20 protein-coding genes are annotated in these 17,510 nt (G+C 53.4%); 14 read left to right on the top strand and 6 right to left on the bottom strand.

Annotation, left to right across the window (positions count from 1 at the left end; genetic code table 11):
- Positions 1 to 26: 26 nt before the first annotated feature.
- From NB640_RS00225 to NB640_RS00205, 5 genes are all read right to left on the bottom strand, one after another.
- Positions 27 to 1,387 (bottom strand): IS3 family transposase gene (locus NB640_RS00225; protein ID WP_408637933.1). Its coding sequence is split into 2 segments (ribosomal slippage): positions 27 to 904 and positions 904 to 1,387, totalling 1,362 coding nucleotides; the frame shifts between segments, so codons are not numbered across the junction.
- 99 nt (positions 1,388 to 1,486) lie between these two features.
- Complete coding sequence (locus NB640_RS00220) at positions 1,487 to 1,711, bottom strand: hypothetical protein (RefSeq protein ID WP_269309135.1); 225 nt, start codon at positions 1,709 to 1,711, stop codon at positions 1,487 to 1,489.
- Positions 1,708 to 2,046 carry a hypothetical protein gene (locus tag NB640_RS00215; protein WP_269309134.1) on the bottom strand — a complete coding sequence of 113 codons (339 nt, stop codon included), beginning with the start codon at positions 2,044 to 2,046 and terminating at the stop codon, positions 1,708 to 1,710. Before NB640_RS00215 ends, NB640_RS00220 begins: the two co-directional genes overlap by 4 nt.
- A gap of 43 nt (positions 2,047 to 2,089) precedes the next feature.
- Positions 2,090 to 2,839, bottom strand: a complete 750-nt coding sequence (locus NB640_RS00210) for an ankyrin repeat domain-containing protein (RefSeq protein ID WP_269309133.1) — start codon at positions 2,837 to 2,839, stop codon at positions 2,090 to 2,092.
- Positions 2,840 to 3,139: 300 nt separating this feature from the next.
- Entirely contained in the window at positions 3,140 to 3,274 is a 135-nt protein-coding gene (locus NB640_RS00205) for a hypothetical protein (RefSeq protein WP_269309132.1), read from the bottom strand.
- Between the two features lie 161 nt (positions 3,275 to 3,435).
- Between NB640_RS00205 and NB640_RS00200 the strand changes: the two genes are divergently transcribed.
- A complete protein-coding gene (locus NB640_RS00200; protein ID WP_269309131.1) occupies positions 3,436 to 4,014 on the top strand; it encodes a YdcF family protein in 579 nt (192 codons plus the stop codon).
- On the opposite strand, the gene NB640_RS00195 is transcribed toward NB640_RS00200, so the two are convergent.
- On the bottom strand, positions 4,007 to 4,681 hold the full coding sequence (locus NB640_RS00195) for a TetR/AcrR family transcriptional regulator (RefSeq protein ID WP_269309130.1): 675 nt from the start codon (positions 4,679 to 4,681) through the stop codon (positions 4,007 to 4,009). The two genes, NB640_RS00200 and NB640_RS00195, sit on opposite strands and share 8 nt — an antisense overlap.
- A 93-nt stretch (positions 4,682 to 4,774) precedes the next feature.
- On the opposite strand from NB640_RS00195, the gene NB640_RS00190 reads away from it, so the two are divergent.
- The 13 genes from NB640_RS00190 (at position 4,775) to NB640_RS00130 (ending at position 17,442) form a co-directional block, all read left to right on the top strand.
- Positions 4,775 to 6,235 carry an efflux transporter outer membrane subunit gene (locus NB640_RS00190; protein WP_269309129.1) on the top strand — a complete coding sequence of 487 codons (1,461 nt, stop codon included), beginning with the start codon at positions 4,775 to 4,777 and terminating at the stop codon, positions 6,233 to 6,235.
- Positions 6,236 to 6,251: 16 nt separating this feature from the next.
- Positions 6,252 to 7,208: an HlyD family secretion protein gene (locus tag NB640_RS00185; RefSeq protein ID WP_269309128.1), complete on the top strand. Its 957-nt coding sequence runs from the start codon at positions 6,252 to 6,254 to the stop codon at positions 7,206 to 7,208.
- Between the two features lie 28 nt (positions 7,209 to 7,236).
- Positions 7,237 to 8,760, top strand: a complete 1,524-nt coding sequence (locus NB640_RS00180) for a DHA2 family efflux MFS transporter permease subunit (protein WP_269309127.1) — start codon at positions 7,237 to 7,239, stop codon at positions 8,758 to 8,760.
- A 262-nt stretch (positions 8,761 to 9,022) separates the two neighbouring features.
- Positions 9,023 to 9,766, top strand: a complete 744-nt coding sequence (locus NB640_RS00175; protein ID WP_269309126.1) for a Rossmann-like domain-containing protein — start codon at positions 9,023 to 9,025, stop codon at positions 9,764 to 9,766.
- Positions 9,763 to 10,317 (top strand): nucleoside-triphosphatase, encoded by a 555-nt coding sequence (locus tag NB640_RS00170; RefSeq protein WP_269309125.1) that lies wholly within the window; start codon positions 9,763 to 9,765, stop codon positions 10,315 to 10,317. Before NB640_RS00175 ends, NB640_RS00170 begins: the two co-directional genes overlap by 4 nt.
- A gap of 186 nt (positions 10,318 to 10,503) precedes the next feature.
- Positions 10,504 to 12,381, top strand: a complete 1,878-nt coding sequence (locus NB640_RS00165) for a TonB-dependent receptor plug domain-containing protein (protein ID WP_269309124.1) — start codon at positions 10,504 to 10,506, stop codon at positions 12,379 to 12,381.
- An 84-nt stretch (positions 12,382 to 12,465) separates the two neighbouring features.
- A complete protein-coding gene (locus tag NB640_RS00160) occupies positions 12,466 to 13,443 on the top strand; it encodes an ABC transporter substrate-binding protein (RefSeq protein ID WP_269309123.1) in 978 nt (325 codons plus the stop codon).
- 31 nt (positions 13,444 to 13,474) lie between these two features.
- The gene (locus NB640_RS00155) at positions 13,475 to 14,449 is read left to right on the top strand and encodes a FecCD family ABC transporter permease (protein WP_269309122.1); all 975 of its coding nucleotides are present in this window, start codon (positions 13,475 to 13,477) and stop codon (positions 14,447 to 14,449) included.
- Entirely contained in the window at positions 14,446 to 15,231 is a 786-nt protein-coding gene (locus NB640_RS00150; protein WP_269309121.1) for an ABC transporter ATP-binding protein, read from the top strand. The genes NB640_RS00155 and NB640_RS00150 overlap by 4 nt, the downstream gene beginning before the upstream one ends.
- A complete protein-coding gene (exbB, locus tag NB640_RS00145; RefSeq protein WP_269309120.1) occupies positions 15,215 to 15,640 on the top strand; it encodes a TonB-system energizer ExbB in 426 nt (141 codons plus the stop codon). Before NB640_RS00150 ends, exbB begins: the two co-directional genes overlap by 17 nt.
- Positions 15,630 to 16,001, top strand: coding sequence for an ExbD/TolR family protein (locus tag NB640_RS00140; protein WP_269309119.1), 372 nt, complete (start codon positions 15,630 to 15,632; stop codon positions 15,999 to 16,001). The genes exbB and NB640_RS00140 overlap by 11 nt, the downstream gene beginning before the upstream one ends.
- Positions 15,998 to 16,750 (top strand): TonB family protein, encoded by a 753-nt coding sequence (locus NB640_RS00135; protein ID WP_269309118.1) that lies wholly within the window; start codon positions 15,998 to 16,000, stop codon positions 16,748 to 16,750. Before NB640_RS00140 ends, NB640_RS00135 begins: the two co-directional genes overlap by 4 nt.
- Before the next feature lie 89 nt (positions 16,751 to 16,839).
- Complete coding sequence (locus NB640_RS00130) at positions 16,840 to 17,442, top strand: hypothetical protein (RefSeq protein ID WP_269309117.1); 603 nt, start codon at positions 16,840 to 16,842, stop codon at positions 17,440 to 17,442.
- Positions 17,443 to 17,510 lie beyond the last annotated feature (68 nt).

Below are 17,510 nucleotides of genomic sequence, written 5' to 3'. Positions count from 1 at the left end.
CTGACCCCGTAAAGTTGGACATTTATTTAAGGGGACAAATTGGATTGAGTTCTGAATTGCACAGGACTCAGGCCATTTAGTTTCAAAGAGATTCTATCGTGATTATAGTAGTGGATATACTCCCTTATTTCTGATTCCAGTTGTTCGACAGAATCAAACTTTTTGATATAAAAGCACTCTGACTTCAGCGTACCGAAGAAACTCTCCATCGCCGCATTATCCAGACAGTTTCCCTTGCGCGACATGCTCTGGGTGATTTCATGCCGTTGCAGGATTTTTTGGTAGGGTTTCATTTGATATTGCCATCCCTGATCAGAGTGGAGTAGTGGCATATCGCCCGGTTTTAGACGGGAGATTGCTTCTGAGAGCATCTTTTGTACCATATCAAAGTGAGGACGCCTGGCGAGCTCACAGGAAACGATCTCGTTGTTATACAAGTCCATGACTGGTGACAGATAAAGCTTTTCTCCAGAAACATTGAATTCAGTCACATCCGTTACCCATTTCCGATTCGGCTGCCCTGCTGCAAATTGCCTTTGCAGCAGGTTGGGCACAACCTGCCCGACATGCCCCTTGTAAGAACGATATTTTTTGATGCGAATGAAGGATGCCAGGTTTAGCTGCTTCATCAGCTTTTGGACTGTCTTGTGGTTAATCATGTAGCCTTGTTGTCTCATGACACAAGTGATCCGGCGATAGCCATAACGCCCTTTGTGCTGATGAAAGGTACTCTGGATGGCTCGCTTTTCCAAGGCATACCTGTCCGGCTCCGCTTTCTTTTTGCAATGGTAGTAAAAGGTGCTCCGGGAAAGGAGAGCCACTCTCAGCAAATCATAAAGTGCATGTTTCTGCCTTAACTCATCAACTATTTGCGCCTTGACTTTGGCGCAGACAGCTTCCCTTGCTGAGCTAAGGCTTTGAGCTTTTTTAGGTAATCAACCTCGGCACGAAGATATCTGACTTCGGCCAGCAGCTCCTTTGGACTTTTTTCTTCATCCAGCTTTGAAGCAGGCGGCTTTTTATGGGGCTGGGACATGGGGGATGGGCGCCCTCGTTTGGTGTTTAACAAGGCATCTGTGCCTCTTTCACGGTAGATTTTATCCCATAAGGCGACTGTGCTAAACAAGACATTGAAATGCTTGGCAGTCGCATTTAATGAAAGATCGTGTTCATGCATGTGTTCTACAACCTGGCGCCTGAATTGGCCATCATAACGGCGGCCTCGATGGCTCAGGCCTTCAACGCCATTTCGCTCGTAGGCACATATCCAGGTGCGAACGTTTATTCTAGGTATGCCAAATTGCTGGGCCGTCCTGATGGTACCGCCTTGTCCGGATAGATAATAGTTAATAACTTTTAATTTGAATGCCTCGGGATATTTTGACATGAAAACTGCACCTCCAATTCGTCAGACTTTGTCCAACTTTTGGGGGGCAGTTCACTCAAGGCTGGCTTTTTAATGCGGGCTGAACCTGATGAAGCGTATTTACTTCTTTTTTTGCGATTCCAGTTTCTGGAGCAGGCGTCCGGCCCGGCACTGACGCTGTTTTTTCGCATCCGATGTTGCAACAGTATCATACTCGGATGGATCAAGCCCCTGGGCCAGTTCAGCCAGTTTCTTGCGAAAAGCCGACGTATCAAGTCCGACAGCCTCACCCGCCCATACCGCATCATAGCGAACCCATTCCATCGGGTCATCCAGCCCTCTCATGATGGTCCGGGTAATCTGTCTTCTTGAAATCCTTGCGTTTGGGTGGTATAGCCCACGCGGCGGACAAACCCCCATTTATCGGTTGAGCGGGTCAGATCCTGATCAACAAGCTTTACCGTGAGTTCCGGATCGGGCGCTTCGGCAAAGCGGGATGCCAGATTGAAAATACGGATGGGCATGATGGCTTCCATTTGAGCCATTTCTTCGGCTTCAGCCATCAGCACCGGATAGGGAGCCGGAAGTTTGCTGTAATCAGTTGATAGCGCAAGAGAAGGGATCAATCCCACGAGAAAGGCTGCTATCGCAAGCAGCCGGACAGGAAGTAATGTTTGCATAGATTTCCTTTCAGGAGTTAAATATCGCTTGTGATAATAGTGACTAGTGCGGTTTGACCGCATCCATATCGGCTCCAGCCTTCTTAAAACCTGCAAGCACTTTCGGATTCATTTTTCCGCCATTTTCTCCTGAACGGTATGCTGTAGCATACAGGCGCAGCTTGCGGGTGTAGAAGGTTTTCTGATCCATGTCGGCAAGCGTGAAAGGCAGGGAGGCGGCCGCATCCAGCAGGGGCAGCATGATGTCTTCCCGGGGTTTGCCGTCAAAGACTTTGTTTTTGCCTGTTTTTCCGGCAATCGCATAATCCAGGGCGGTATTGTACTGGATATCAATCACATACAAATCAGGCTTTCCCTTGAGAAGCGCCTTGACCACAGGCAGGGCATTTTTATTGAAGAGGATTACCTGGTGAAGGGCGGTACGATTGTAGTTTTCCCCCCTGTGCCTGATGTCTGCGCCTGCCTTGAGCAGCAGGGTAACCACAGCCGGGTCAGGATTGTTTCCTGCCGCCATTGTCAAAGGAGGGGTGCCGCCATGCTCCGGGTCTCCGGCGTTCGGGTCTGCTCCTGCCTTGAGGGCTTTCTGAACATCGGCACGGGTGCCATAGGCACAGATCAGGTAAAACCCCTTCAGCGGTATCTTGGCCAGTTCCTGCATCTTTCTTTCGTGAACCAGCCGGGCAATATCTTCGACCGTCACACTGCTGACCTGGGCAAAAGCCAGGCTGCCTGTCAGGGCAAAAAGCATCCCGCCCAGGGCGATGATGAAACGCATGCGTGGAAAGGGTTTCATGGCGGCTTGTCCTCCCGGAGGATCCTGTTTTCCAGACGCTTAGCATAACAGAATATCCCTGATTTTCCTGACATGGGCTGACAGGTTTTTTAAGCGGGGCACTTGTTTTTATCATGCGGAAAAGGGTGCTGATCCGTTTTTTTGCATCCGAAGAGACCGACTTACTATGAGCGCATAGTATACAAAGAAAGACGGATCAGCAGAGAAAGCGCGATACACAGGAAGCGGCCTGGCGGGGAAGTGAAAAGCGGCTGCTGAAACAACATGCCGGGAGCGTATTCCCGGCATGTGTTGTGTTCCCTAGCGTACCGTCTGAATGAGGATACGGCTGGTGCCATTCAGCGAAGCAAGTACTTCGGCTGAAGCAAATGTATTCACTGTGGCGAACGTGACGCCGACAAGAAGAATTAGCAGTGGTACAAAATAGTTGCGCATGATTATTCCTTTACTTCTGATGCTTGAAACGCTGGTTTCGCCAATGCGCTGAAATAACTTGCTGCAGGGTGAAACCATCCGGATAATGTTCTCTCCATGCAAATCATTCTACGCCGGTCTTTTTCTCTTCGTGATTGTTTATATCAATGGTTCAATAACTGATGCTAAATAAACGGATCCGCATTCTTTTCCTTGTTTTGGCCATGCCCCTTGTGCTTTGCCTGTCTGTTGGAGGCCTTATTGCCTGGAAAGGTTTCAGTGACAGGGTTTTTATGGCCGATGTCGGGGTTGTGCTGGGCAACCATGTTTATGCCGATGGAACGCCATCTCCCCGCCTGGCATCCCGTCTGGACAAGGCAGCCGAACTGTACAGGAAAGGATTTATCCCTCTTATTATTGTCAGTGGTGGAAGAGGGAAAAACAAACGGGAAGAAGCGCCTGCCATGAAGCAATATCTTGTCGGGCAGGGGATTCCCGCAGGGGATATCGTGGAAGACCCGAATGGGGTGGATACCCGTCAGACAGCCGTGTTTACGGCCGCTTTTCTGAAGCAGAACGGATTAAAAAGTGCGATTGCGGTCAGCCAGTATTTCCATTTGCCGCGGTGTGAACTGGCCTTTGAAATGGAAGGGGTGCCTGAAGTTGGTACGGCTCACGCTGATTACCGCGAGTGGCGGGAAATCTATTCACTGCTGCGCGAGATTCCCGGCTGGCTGGCATACCGTTTAAGGCTCAAGTAGCGCCGTAGGCTGCCATGAAGACATCCACTGCTGAGGCCACCATCTTTTTGATACGGGATGCAGGCAATGACTCTCCCACATCCAGCATATAGTATTCATAGCACTCGGCATCAAGCAGGCTGCGTATATGGGCGGCGGCAACCCACGCATCTGTCTTTTTCAGATAACCTGCCGCCATTGCCTTTTCCAGATAGTCGGCAACCCGCTGCCGGGCTCTTTTGGGACCGTTTTCATAATAAAGCCGGCCGATTTCTGATTGCCGGGATTCGGCAAACAGCAGGCGGCGAATGGCCAGGACTTCCGGCATGTAAATGAAGCTGATGAAGTTTTCTCCAAAGCAGCGCAGCGTTTCCGGCACATTGACTACCGGCCCCTGCAGTGCAGAAAGCGCTGTCTCAATCCGGTTGCGGGTGGCATCGGTAAGTATCGTTATCCTCAGATCAATCATCGGGGCGACGTCCGGGTTCTGAACCTGGGTAATGTCCCGGACAATCTCGAGAAATATCGCTTCCTTGGAAGGAAAGTGGTTGTACAGTGTGGTTTTGGAGCCGCCTACCCGCGCTGCGATGATGTTCATCGACGCATTGTGGAAGCCCATTTCCCGGAATACCTGCACGGCGGCATCCAGTATGGCCTGTCTTTTTTTGCTTCGCGTTTTGCTGGTCATGTCTGTAAAAAAATAGTGAATTCGGCTTGACTGTATCTTTAATTTGCGTATTATTGTACCGTACTGTACGGTTCAATTTTATAGAAAAATCCGATGAAAAGAAATCCCTTTTCTGCTATTTCCAGCCATCAAGGCCTGATTCGCCATGGCCTGATTGTCCTTTGCATCAGTCTGTTAGGCGGATGTGCCTGGATGCCTGATCTGGAAAGCCAGGCTGAAATCAGGCCGATTGAACAGTACGAGAGTGAAGAAAGTCTGAAAGGGGATAACCCCGACTGGCCTGAAGATAAATGGTGGGTGGCCTATGGTGACGCCCAGCTTGATCAGCTGATCGAGGAGGGGCTGACCAACTCTCCCAACATGACCATTGCCGCGGCGAGGCTCAGACGGGCCATCTCCATGGCCCAACTGGCGGGCTCCGCACTGTATCCGGATGTGGATGCGAATGCGTCGGTTTCGCTGGAAAAACAGAGCTACCGGTACACCATGGGCAGTGATGCCAAGCATGGCTGGCGTGATTATGGACAGGTGAGCCTGGATTTCAGCTGGGAAATTGATTTCTGGGGGAAAAACCGCGCAGCGCTGGCTGCCGCCACCTCAGCGGCAGATGCGGCGGATGCCGACAGGTCGGAGGCCGAGCTGGTACTGACGACTTCCATTGCATCGGCTTATGGTGAACTGGCCCGGCTGTATTCGGCCCACGACACGGCAACTGCGGCTATCCGGGTGCGCAGCCAGAACCTGAAGCTTTTCCAGAACCGTTTCAGGGAAGGGATGGAAACGCTTGCCAGTGTCCGGCAGGAAGAAGCCCGGCTGGCGGCGGCAGAGGAAGAACTGCTGGAGCTGGAAGAGCTGATCGCCCTGCAGAAAAACCGGATTGCCGCCCTGATGGGTGCCGGGCCGGACAGGGGGCTTGCCATTTCGCGTCCTGTGCTGGATGTGAAGGGGTTTGGCCTGCCTGAACAAATGCAGCTGGCGCTTCTCGGCAGACGCCCGGACATTGTGGCTGCCCGCAAAAGGGTGGAGTCGGCTGTCAGCACGATTGACCAGAGAAAAGCCGAGTTTTATCCCAATGTGAATCTTTCGGCCTTTATCGGTTTTCAGGCACTCGGCATCAATCATCTCGGGAGTTCGGGAGCAGATTTTGGCGGCATCGGCCCGGCGATTTCGCTGCCGATTTTCAATGGCGGGCGGTTGAGGGCACAGCTTTTTGTCGCGCAGGCCGACCTGGAAGAAGCGATTGGCAATTACAACCTGACGCTGACCCAGGCGTTGCAGCAGGTGGCTGATGCGGCTGTCAGCCAGAAAGCGCTCGGCCGGCAACTCCTCAAGATCAATGAGGCGGTGGTTGCCGCCCGTGAAGCGCACCGTATTGTCAACAACCGCTACCACGGCGGGCTGTCCAATTATATTGAAGTGCTGGCAGCAGAAGAAACCCTCCTGGCCAATCTGCGCCAGCAAAGCGATCTCCAGTCCCGCTCCTTCACACTGGATGTCGCACTGATAAAAGCACTGGGTGGCGGATACACGGCGCCATCTGAAAACAGGGAATAAAAGAAAAGAGACGTTTATGACGCAATCATCCGAGTCTTCTGAAAAATTTGAAAAACCGGCCGCTGTCCGCCGGAAAAAAGGCTTCATCCTGCTGGGCTGTGTCGTGCTTGTCTGTGCGGTGGCCTGGGGGATTTACTGGTTTTTCTGGGGATCATACTTCATCGAGACAGACAATGCCTATACCGCTGTCGAAGTCGCCCAGGTGACACCTTCTACGGGCGGCACGGTGCAGGAGGTGAGGGTGGTGGACACCCAGCGCGTGAAGGAAGGTGAAATCCTGGTGGTGATTGATGAGGTGGATGCCCGGCTGGCGTTAGCCCAGGCAAAAGCGGATGCCGAACACGCCGTTGCCGAGCTTGCGATTGCCGAATCGGATTATGCCAGGGCAAAGATTGACCTCAAACGCAGGCAGGCACTGGTGAGAGATGGCTCGGTTTCCGGTGATGAACTGACCAGGGCGCAGAATGCCTTCTCTTCAGGCAAGGCATCCATCCAGGCCGCCAAAGCTGCAATCGAACAGGCAAAGGCGCGGGTGGATCAGGCCGAGGTGGATTTTGGGCGGACCACGGTGCGTGCGCCGGTGGATGGCGTGGTGGCAAAACGGAGTGTCCAGGTGGGACAGCGTGTTGCCGCCGGGGATGTGCTGCTGTCGGTTGTGCCCGTGCAGGAAATGCATGTGAATGCCAATTTCAAGGAAGGGCAACTGGAACGCGTGCGTGCCGGACAAAAGGCCAAACTGTATGCCGATCTTTATGGTTCGTCTGTTATCTATACCGGCATCGTGGAAGGTTTTTCCGGTGGCACAGGCTCAGCTTTTGCCATCATCCCGGCACAGAATGCGACCGGTAACTGGATCAAGGTGGTCCAGCGCCTTCCTGTCCGTATCCGTCTTGACCCTGAAGAGCTGAAAGCCAACCCGTTGTCGGTAGGGCTTTCCATGACGGTGACGGTGGATACGCGCGATGCACCGTAACGGCCGGCACTGACAGGACAATTCGACCATGCCAATCCTGGACAAGCCATTTGAAGGAAAAAAGCTGTGGATGATGGCCATCCTGCTTTCCATGGCCAACTTCATTGCTGTTTTGGATATGACGATTGCCAATGTCTCGGTCACCAGTATTGCCGGTGGCCTGGGCGCCAGTACCAGCCAGGGGACGTGGGTTATTACCTCTTATGCGGTGGCAGAGGCGATTATTGTTCCCCTTACCGGCTGGCTGGCATCACGTTTTGGCTCTGTCCGCTCGTTTACCATCGCCATGTTTCTTTTTGGTCTTTTTTCCGCCATGTGCGGTCTGGCCAATTCGCTGGGTATGCTGGTGGGTGCCCGCGTGCTGCAGGGGCTGGCTGGCGGCCCCATGATGCCGCTGACCCAGACACTGCTTTTACGTATTTTCCCCCGGGAAAAAGCGATGACCGCCACCACGTTATGGGCAATGACCACGGTGATTGCCCCTGTCTTGGGCCCGCTCGTGGGCGGATGGCTCTGTGACAACTATTCCTGGCACTGGATCTTTTTGATCAATGTGCCGCTTGCTGTTGTCTGCAGCGGGATTGTCTGGCGGGTGCTGGGGCGTCTCCCCCAGAAAACCGAACGGGCTCCCATTGATATTGTCGGCCTGGTTCTCCTCATTGTCTGGGTTGGCGCATTGCAACTGATGCTTGATGAAGGCAAGGATCTGGACTGGTTTTCTTCCAACTACATCGTGACACTGGCGATTGTTGCCGTTATCGGTTTTTTTGCCTTCCTGATTTGGGAGCTGACAGAAGAACATCCCATCGTTAATCTCCGGGTATTTAGGCATCGCGGGTATACGGCCTGCCTTTTCACGATCGCGCTGGCCTTTGGTTGCCATTTCGGACAGAACGTGTTGACACCGCTGTGGTTGCAGAACTTTATGGGGTATACACCCACCTGGTCCGGGAAAACCACGGCATGGGGCGGGGTGGCGTCTTTCCTGATTGCCCCCGTGGTGGGGGTGCTTTCCCATCGCGTTGATCCTCGCAAGCTGGTGTTTCTTGGCGTGGCCTGGATGGCTATCATTGCGTTTTCACGCTCCTTTTACAATACGGATGTCAGCTACTGGTGGATTGTTGTCCCGATCATGATGCTGGGGCTGGGAATGCCTTTCTTCTTTGTCCCGCTGACCGGGCTGGCCCTGGCAAGCGTGGATGAAAATGAGACGGCGTCAGCTGCAGGTCTTATGAGCTTTGTGCGGACCCTGGCAGGCGCTATCGCTACATCCATTGTCACAACGAAATGGGAAGACAAGGGCAATTACCTGCATGCCGAACTGTCCGGGCTGCTGGACCCTGCCGGGGAATATTTTCGCCAGCTCACCGAATCGGGCATGTCACATGAAATGGGGCGGGAAATGTTGAATAACATGGTCACCACGCAGAGTATCATGCTCGCAACCAACGAGATTATGATGACGATCAGCGTACTGATGCTCATTGCAGCTTTTGCTGTGTGTATCGTGCCTCGGCCCAGATCAGGCATCGATACGAGTCCCGGTCACTGATAACACTTTCACCTGAAATTTCCTTTGACAAGCAAAATACTTGTCAAATAAATATTTTTGACTTTATAATAGCGCTATTCCGTTTTGGAATAGCGCTATTATCCGTGTAAAGATACAAGCACATTGCTTTTATACCACAGGATCATTTCGCGCTCATCCTGATTTTCGGGATTAATCATAAAAAATGGTATGACATCGCTCTCCTGGCATGCAGCAGGGCGGGTAGGGGGAGTTTTGTTTTCATTTTTGGCTGGCGAAGGTTATGGCAATCCGGATTTACGAAAATATTGTGGATGAAGCGCTGGCGCAATGCCGCGATGATGTCGTAAAAGATTGCGCTGTCGGTGAGAAAACGCTTGCGGTGGAAAGCGGGAGTGGTATGGGCATTTCCATGCTTTACGCGCGCTCCGGCTACAGCCGGCAATGGGCGCATGACCTGGAAAATGAAATCCGTGGCATGGATATCGGGGTACTTGCCCGGCGATATCTGGAAAACGACCCGGTATATGCTTCCCTGGCACTGGCTGCCATTAATTCGATACTGGTTGGCAACGGAAGCACCCCGGCGCCGGACTATCACGATGTGATTCCCTCAAAGGCGCGGTTGGGTCTGGTGGGCTGGTTTTCTCCCATTGTGCATTACGCGAGAGACCACGGTGTTGACCTGACGATTTTCGAACTGCGTGATCTTCCCGGCACCTTCCGGCCGGAGGAAGCCCCAAAACGGATGCCCTTGTGTGACATCGTTATTTTTACGGGCTCGGCTTTTTCCAACCGGAGCATCCATCATTATCTGCCCCATATCGATCCTGATGCGGCGGCTTATATCCTCGGGCCAAGCACCCCCCTGGCAGACTGCCTGGGACGTTTTCATCTCGGCAGCAGCAGGGTACTGGACAAGCGCCGGGTTTTTGATGCGGTCAGGGAGGGTTTCAGCTGTGGTGACATCCGCCTGTGGCTTCAGAAAACCGGACGCACAGCAATAAAGGACAGGATGACCCCATGATTATTGTTGTAACCGGTCCCCGCGGGGCCGGAAAGAGCCTTGTGCTCGAAAAAGTGGCTGAATCACTTCGCTCCCGGGCCATAAGCCTGGGCGGGGTGATCAGCCGTGGCCTTGTCGAGGACGGAAAACGTCTGGGATATGAGCTGGTCTGCCTGGCAGACAACCGTGTGCTTCCTCTGGCAAATGCAGCCAAAAGAGCAGGCAACACGCCCGGTGACAACCGGGTGAACTATGGAGCCTATGACTTTTGCGCAGAGGCGCTCCGGATCGGTAACCAGGCTGTCTTTGATGGCATGGGCCGTGATTGTCTCTTTGTGGACGAGATCGGCCGCTGGGAACTGGAAGGCGGCGGCTGGAGCAGGTATCTCGGTATGTTGAGAGAAAGGCAGGGACCCGCTTTACTCGCTATACGGCAGGACATGGCCCTGGCGGTGGCAGAAAGGTGGTCGTTGACTATCGCACGGATTTTTGATGTGCATTCACTCGGCATACCGGCAGTTATAGATGGCGTACTCAGAGAACTAAAAAAAACATTGACGAGAGAGAGATGAAGGATTTCTTGAAAACAAGCAAAGGCAAATACTTACGTAAACCCCTGTTTGTGGCACCGCTTTTACTCATTTGCGCTTCCCCGCTTCTGGCAGGTGAGCCGGCTGATGAAGTGCCCGATGTCCAACTGGAAGGCCTGACGGTCACTGACAGGAAAGATACCACGACGTATCTCACCCAGACGGATTTTGAACGAAAGACCGCCAACACCCCAGTGGGAAGGTGTCAAGGGGGTTCCCGGTGTCTTTCAGGGCGAGAGTGCCGGACGCGGCGAAAACACCATCACCATCCGCGGTTCCAGCCGTTACCAGGTGGGTATGTATGTGGATGATATTCCGGTTGCCACCGCTTACCGCAATGAGTGGAACGCGGATAATACCCTGCTTTTTGACCTGGAGTCGGTAGAGATATCGAAGGGTTTTTCTTCTCCGCTGTTAAGCAGTAACAACGGGCTGGCTGGCACCATTAACCTGCGCACGGCCAAACCGGTCAAGGAGCTGGATTTCAAGGCGAAGTACATGAACTATTTTGACAACCAGGCCAATGACCAGGGACGCATGATGGGTTTCAGCCTGGGAACGCGCCAGGAACTGTTTTATGCCAAGATCAGCGCGGTTGAAAACCGCCGGGATCATTACCGGCTTTCCAGCGATTTTGACGGCGGGCGCTTCCAGGGCAAAGGTAAGCGTGTCGGTTCAGATTATCGCAACCGCAGCATGAATGCGATGGTGGGTCTCACACCGACCAAAGACATTGATGTGATGTTCGGGTATACGGTACAGCGTTTTGAAAGAGGGCAGCCCATCAATGCCGCCAAGGATGCACCGAATCTGGGCAGCGGGGGCAGCCAGACCCGCACCTGGCGCTGGCCGATTTATGACACGGACCGGTATTACATGAATGCCGACTGGAATATCAATGAAAAGGCGCACGTCAAGTTCATTGCCTACTACGACAAGCACCAGGACAAGACATACGACTACAAGGACAAGGATTTTACGGTCAGGAATATCGAGGGTGACCAGCACTATGACCAGCATACTGCCGGTGCACAGGTGAAATTTGACTATACCTTCAACGACAGCAACAAGCTGGCGACTTCGGTGGGCTATCGGGAGCTGTCGCACAAGGGGTATCGCTGGACCAGTGCGGGCAGCAAGTACCTGAGTGACGATATCAAGGAAAACTACTGGGATGTGGGCGCGGAATATGAATGGAAACCGATCCGGCCGCTGACGCTGGTGCTGGGCGGCAGCTATACCTGGATGGACCCGGACAGGTCTAACACCTATGCAGCGAACGGAACCAAAAGCCGCATGGACACCGGTGGTCTTTCCGAAGATCTCTTCACCTGGCAGCTTGGCGCTTTTTATGATGTGACCAAAAACGATCAGGTATTTGCCACCGTGGCAAGAAAGTCGCGCATCGGCACCATGCGCGAACGCTTCATGGGATACCGGAACAATGCATCCATGCCAACGAGTGCCGACCTGAAGCCGGAAAAAGCGATGCACTATGAGCTGGGCTATCGCGGTGTGGTCATGGAAAAACTCAAGCTTAACACCAGCGTGTTTTTCAGCGATTCCAAGGACCTCATTATCTCGACGCAGGACGCCGGAAAAAACACCTATTTCATCAATGCTGACGAGACAGAGGTCTGGGGCGGTGAACTGGGGGCGGAACTCCTCCTTAACCGCTACCTGAGTGCGGGCGTAACTTACAGTTATATGCACTGGGATACGAAGAAGAGTACCAGTGTGCAGTACCTCACCTTTACGCCGAAGCACAGTGGTTCAGCCTATCTGGTGATTTCTCCGATGAAGGATCTGTCCATCATCCCGGAACTGTATTTCACGGACAAGTTTTACTCAAGCAGCTCACGGTCAGACAGCAATGCAAGAACGCCGGGATTTACCACCATGAATCTGAAGGCCATGTATGAGTTCAAGGATAACTACACGGTTGAAGTGGGTGTCCAGAATCTTTTTGACAAGAACTATTACTATTCATACGGGTATTACCAGCCCGGCATGACATTGTTTGCCGGACTGACAGTCAAGTATTAGCAGAGGTGTTACCGCAAAGCCCCATAAACCGCAATAAAACGGTTCATGGGGCTGCGCTGTATCTGTAAAGGAAAGAAACAGGAAATGAAAAGGGTTATTCTCGCCGTGATGTTGTGCTTTATGAGCATCACGGCTCATGCCGAAGAAAAGCTGCCTCGCGTATACGGGGCGACCTTTCCCTCCAGTTTTGCGCTGTATGTCTTCAATCCGGACCTCCTGGCGGGGTGGAATGGCATTTTGCGGGATTATGAAAAGAAATATATCCCGGAAAAATACCAGAAGCTGCCGGTGCTGGGGGGCTGGTATGGCAAGGGCATGATTCCGGATCGGGAAATCCTGCTGAAGAGTCATCTGGATATGGCATTTCTCTTGAGTGGTGACCGTGCCCGGGGGGACGCCATCATTACATCACTCAGGCAGTTGAATATCCCGTTGGTGGTGATGCCCAATGTCACACTGGAGGACAATATCAGCATGTTTCGCAACCTGGGCAAAACCTTCAATATGCCTGATCGGGGCAACGCCCTGGGCGGCTATGGGGAAGATGCCCTGAAAAAGGTTGGCGGAATGCTGAAAAATCTACCTGAAAAAAAGCGGGTGCGTGTCTATATGGCGCAGGATGTGGATGGCCTGACAACCACCTGCGATGGCTCCACCCGCTCAAAGGCGATCCGGCTGGCAGGGGGGAGCAATGTGCACCAGTGCCCGCACGAGATGCGCGAATCCATCATGAAGATCTCCTTTGAGCAGATCATGAATTACGATCCGGACGTTATCATAATCAATCACCCGACATTCCAGGCGCGCTTTTCAGCAGACAGCCGGTGGAAGGTGCTGCGGGCGGTGCGGGAGGGCAGGGTATATTTTGTGCCGCATGAGCCTTTCAGCTGGCTGGACAGGCCGGCGTCTTTCATGCGCTTTATCGGCATTCAGTGGCTGGCCGTCAAGCTGCACCCGGATTTATGCCCGATTGACCTGCCGGAGGAGACAGACCGTTTTCTCCGGCTTTTCTTCCGCCTGGATTTGTCCGGGGAACAGATAAAAACTATCCTGAAGCAATGAGACGATTGGCCCTGCCGCTTCTTTTTTCCTGATGGCGCTCACAGCGCTGACCGTCCTTTTCATCGGGCGTTTCAGTGAGCTGACACCTGCCCATGCGGTGGAATTGTTTTATGCGCTTGTGCGGGGGGAATCCCTGACTGCCCTGCAGGAAAACCAGTATATTGCGCTCATCTATGTCCGGCTGCCGCGGATCGCCGCTGCCCTGCTGGTGGGAGCTGCCCTGGCGATTTCGGGTGGAGCCTACCAGTCCATGTTCATGAACCCGCTGGTTTCTCCCGGTATTTTAGGGGTATTGGCAGGGGCTTCTTTCGGTGCTGGTATCGGGATGGTGTTTTTTCACGATTCCTGGATGGCCACCCAGATCCTGGCCTTTCTTTTTGCCTGCGTCGCGGTCGGATTTGCGCTTTTCTTTTCGGCTTTTTTTCGCTGGCGGTCGATTTTGATCCTCCTGCTGGGCGGTATTATCAGCGCCTCCTTTTTTACTTCGCTTACCGCCCTCATGAAATTTCTGGCGGACCCGGAAAAGCAACTGCCGGAGCTTACTTACTGGCTGATGGGCTCGTTTGCCCGTGTGGAAGCCCATACCATTTTATGGGTCGGCATTCCCATGCTGCTGTTGACCGGGTACCTGTGTACACAGGGCAAGGTCACGAATGTGCTCAGCATGGGAGATGAGGAAGCCCTCTCGATGGGCGTTGCCGTCAGGGCGGCAAGGCTGCGTATTATCCTGTGTGCGACATTGCTGAGTGCCTTTACCGTTGTGCTGGTGGGCATTGTTGGCTGGGTGGGGCTGGTGATTCCCCACATCATGCGTTTTCTGACCGGGCCGGACAACCGTATACTGCTTCCAGCCTCTGCCATGGCCGGGGCAATATTCCTGCTGGTCACCGACAGCATTGCCCGGACGGTATTTACTGCTGAATTACCCATCGGGGTCTATACCTCGCTGGTCAGCCTGCCGGTGTTTGTCGTGTCGCTTTACATGAATCGCAGGAGCTGGCAATGATCGAGATAAGTAATCTGTCATTTTCCTATGGGAAAAACACACCGGCGCTGGAGGATATCTCGCTGTCGGTCAAACCGGGGGAGATCGTGAATATCCTGGGGCCCAATGGCAGCGGGAAATCCACCCTGCTGAAAATCATACTGGGGCTTTTGCCGGTAAAAACAGGCCGTGTGTGTATTGACAGAAAAGACATTGCCCTTATGCGCCATGCCGAGCTGGCCCGGATGCTCAGTTATGTGCCCCAGCAGCATCACGGGGTTTTCAACTACAGCGTGCTGGATATGGTGCTGATGTCGCGAGTTTCAGGCGCTTCCTGGTTTAAGTACGCCCAAAGCGATTATGACGCCGCCCATGATGCGCTGAAAAAAGTCCGTATCGAAAAATTTGCGCAGCGTTCATACCTGGAACTTTCCGGGGGCGAGCGCCAACTGGTACTGATTGCCAGGGCACTGGCGCAGGGCGGAACGTATTTCATCATGGATGAGCCGGTTACCGGGCTGGACTATGGCAACCAGTTTTATCTGCTGGAAACCATCCACTCATTATCAGCCGCCAGCACGAAGGAAAAGGGTATGGCATTCATGCTGACAACGCATCACCCGGAGCATGCGCTGTTTCTCGGCGGGCGCGCCATCCTGATGAATGAAGGACGCATTATTGCAGACGGCCCTGTCGGGGAAATCGTCACGCCTTCTGAAATTTCCTCACTGTATGGCTTGAAGCCTTCGCTTTTACAACAAATTATCACTACTTACGGAAAATACGATGGAATGGCTGGCTGATCTGATTGATTATGGGGTTATCGGGGTGCTTTTTCTGCTTTCCCTGGTTGTGGTGGCGCTGGCTGTGGAACGTTACCTGTTTTATCGGCGGGTCGATCCTGTCGCCTATGCCTCGCGCAACCGGCTGGAACTGCAACTGGCAAAAAACATTCACTTTATCGGCACGGTTGCCAGCAATGCGCCTTATATCGGGCTTTTGGGAACGGTGCTGGGGATCATGCTCACTTTCTACAACATTGGGGCAACATCCAGTATCGAGACATCGATCATCATGCTGGGGCTGGCGCTGGCTTTGAAGGCCACGGCAATCGGGCTGGTTGTCGCCATTGTTGCGGTTGTCCTGTATAACTTCCTTGCCAGAAAAGCGCGGAATATTCTGCTGGAATGGGATATCAGCCATGAGGGATAACTTTGCGGAAATCAATGTCGTCCCGCTGGTGGACGTCATGCTGGTACTGATCGTCATTGTGCTGGTAACAGCAAACTTCATGGTGAGGGGCGTGATTCATGTGAACCTGCCCACAGCCGAATCCGGACAAAACACGACCCAGGCCGCGCTCCATCTGGAAATGGCGAAAGACGGCTCGGTTTACCTGGATGAAAGAAAAATCGATGAGGCACAGCTGGTGTCGCGCCTTTCGGAAGAAAGCCGGGATAAAAATATCCTGATCAGCGCGGACAGGGAGTTGCCTATCCAGCCCTTTGTCACGATGGTGGATCTTCTCAAAAAACAGGGATTTAACCGGATCAGCGTCCAGACGGAAAAATGAACCGCTATCTCAAAGGCGCCATCGCGTCACTGACGGTGCATCTGGTGGTTATTGCCGCAGTTTTCGTGCTGATGACCGATGGCGCGCCACCTTCCAGGGAGATGCTTGTGGTGGATTTCTCAACGGTTGCCTGGGGGCCACCCGATGCGGGGGGTGACCCGGAAATCACGTCCGGCGATATGCCGGAAACCCAAGGGCTTGAAACCAGAAAGAATACCCGAAATAACAGCCGACGTCCCGAAGGAAAACCCCGGGCTGAATCCGGCGTGAAAACCGCATCAGCCCTATCCGCGCGCCCGTCTCCAGATAACACACCCGTCACATCGGCGGGCGAGGGAGAGACAGAAAAAGCAGGGACACCGGCACAGGGGGCAGATGAGGGAAAAGACAGTAATGGCGGCAATCCCGAAGCAGGAATGGGGCAGGGGAACCGTACTGGCAGCGGCTCCGAAGAGGGGGAAGGCCTGGCCCGGAGCTACGTCCGGCATAACTACAGTTATATCCTGCTGCATATCAGAAAACACTTGGCCTATCCCTCCCAGGCAAGGCGTGTTGGCATAACGGGAACCGTTACCTGCCAGTTTGTTATCAAAAAAGATGGCCATATTGACGCACTGCGGATCAAAACCAGCAGCGGCCATGAATTACTGGATGAGGCGGCGCTGAAAGCCATCCAGCGCGCCAGCCCTTTTCCTGCGCCCCCGGTGCCCGCACGGATAAGCATGCCTATTGTTTTTTCGCTGAGATAAAGGCGTTTTTTCAGGCTGGCACTTTTGCTTCTGATGGTTTAAGGTAACAGGATAAGTGTCTTGTCTCATCAGCAGGAAAGGGATCGGAAATGGGAAAACATCTGGTATTTGTTCTCATGCTGGCGCTGGGTCTTCCGGCAATGGCCCAGGCGCCGTGCACGGAAGAAACACTGGACTTCAAGAAGGATCAGGCGCTCCGTCTCAGGATGCATGCCTTGCAGGGACAGGGAAAGCTGACAGAATACATGCAGCTCGGGTCGGAAGTCGGGCGGGATTTTTCCACCCTTTTTGCCGAATACCAGAAAGACAAGGCAAAAGGGCAGCCTTACCTTGACCGGATGTGCGCCATTATCGACCGGATTATTGTCATTGCGGATGACCTTCTGGCCGGTGGGGACGGGCTGGGCAGCAATACCCCCTGGATGAGCCACCGCCCGGAAACCCTCCTCAATGAGGTAAAGGTGTTTGCGGCATATTGTGAAACCTCCGGGGCCTGCGAGGCAGGCGAAGGCCAGGCTATCCGGGAAAGCCTGGCACGGCTGCCCGAGGTGCTGGTCGGCGGGGCCGAGCCGACGAGACTGGTGGATGAGCATTACGAACATATCCACGATTTCCTGGAAAAAGAGAAAGAGAAAAACCAGCCCGCGGTAACAGATCAACCTGCAGTAAGTGATCAGCCTGCGGCAGCATAAGAAGCCCAGAGGCAATGATGAAGCCATTTCGGCGCCTTTTATTACAATCCACCGTCCGCAAACTCGGC

This window comes from Oxalobacter vibrioformis (genome assembly GCF_027118995.1).
GTDB lineage: Bacteria > Pseudomonadota > Gammaproteobacteria > Burkholderiales > Burkholderiaceae_D > Oxalobacter > Oxalobacter vibrioformis.
Note: the sequence above shows the minus strand (reverse complement) of the source record. Positions and strands in the feature narration are given on the sequence as shown.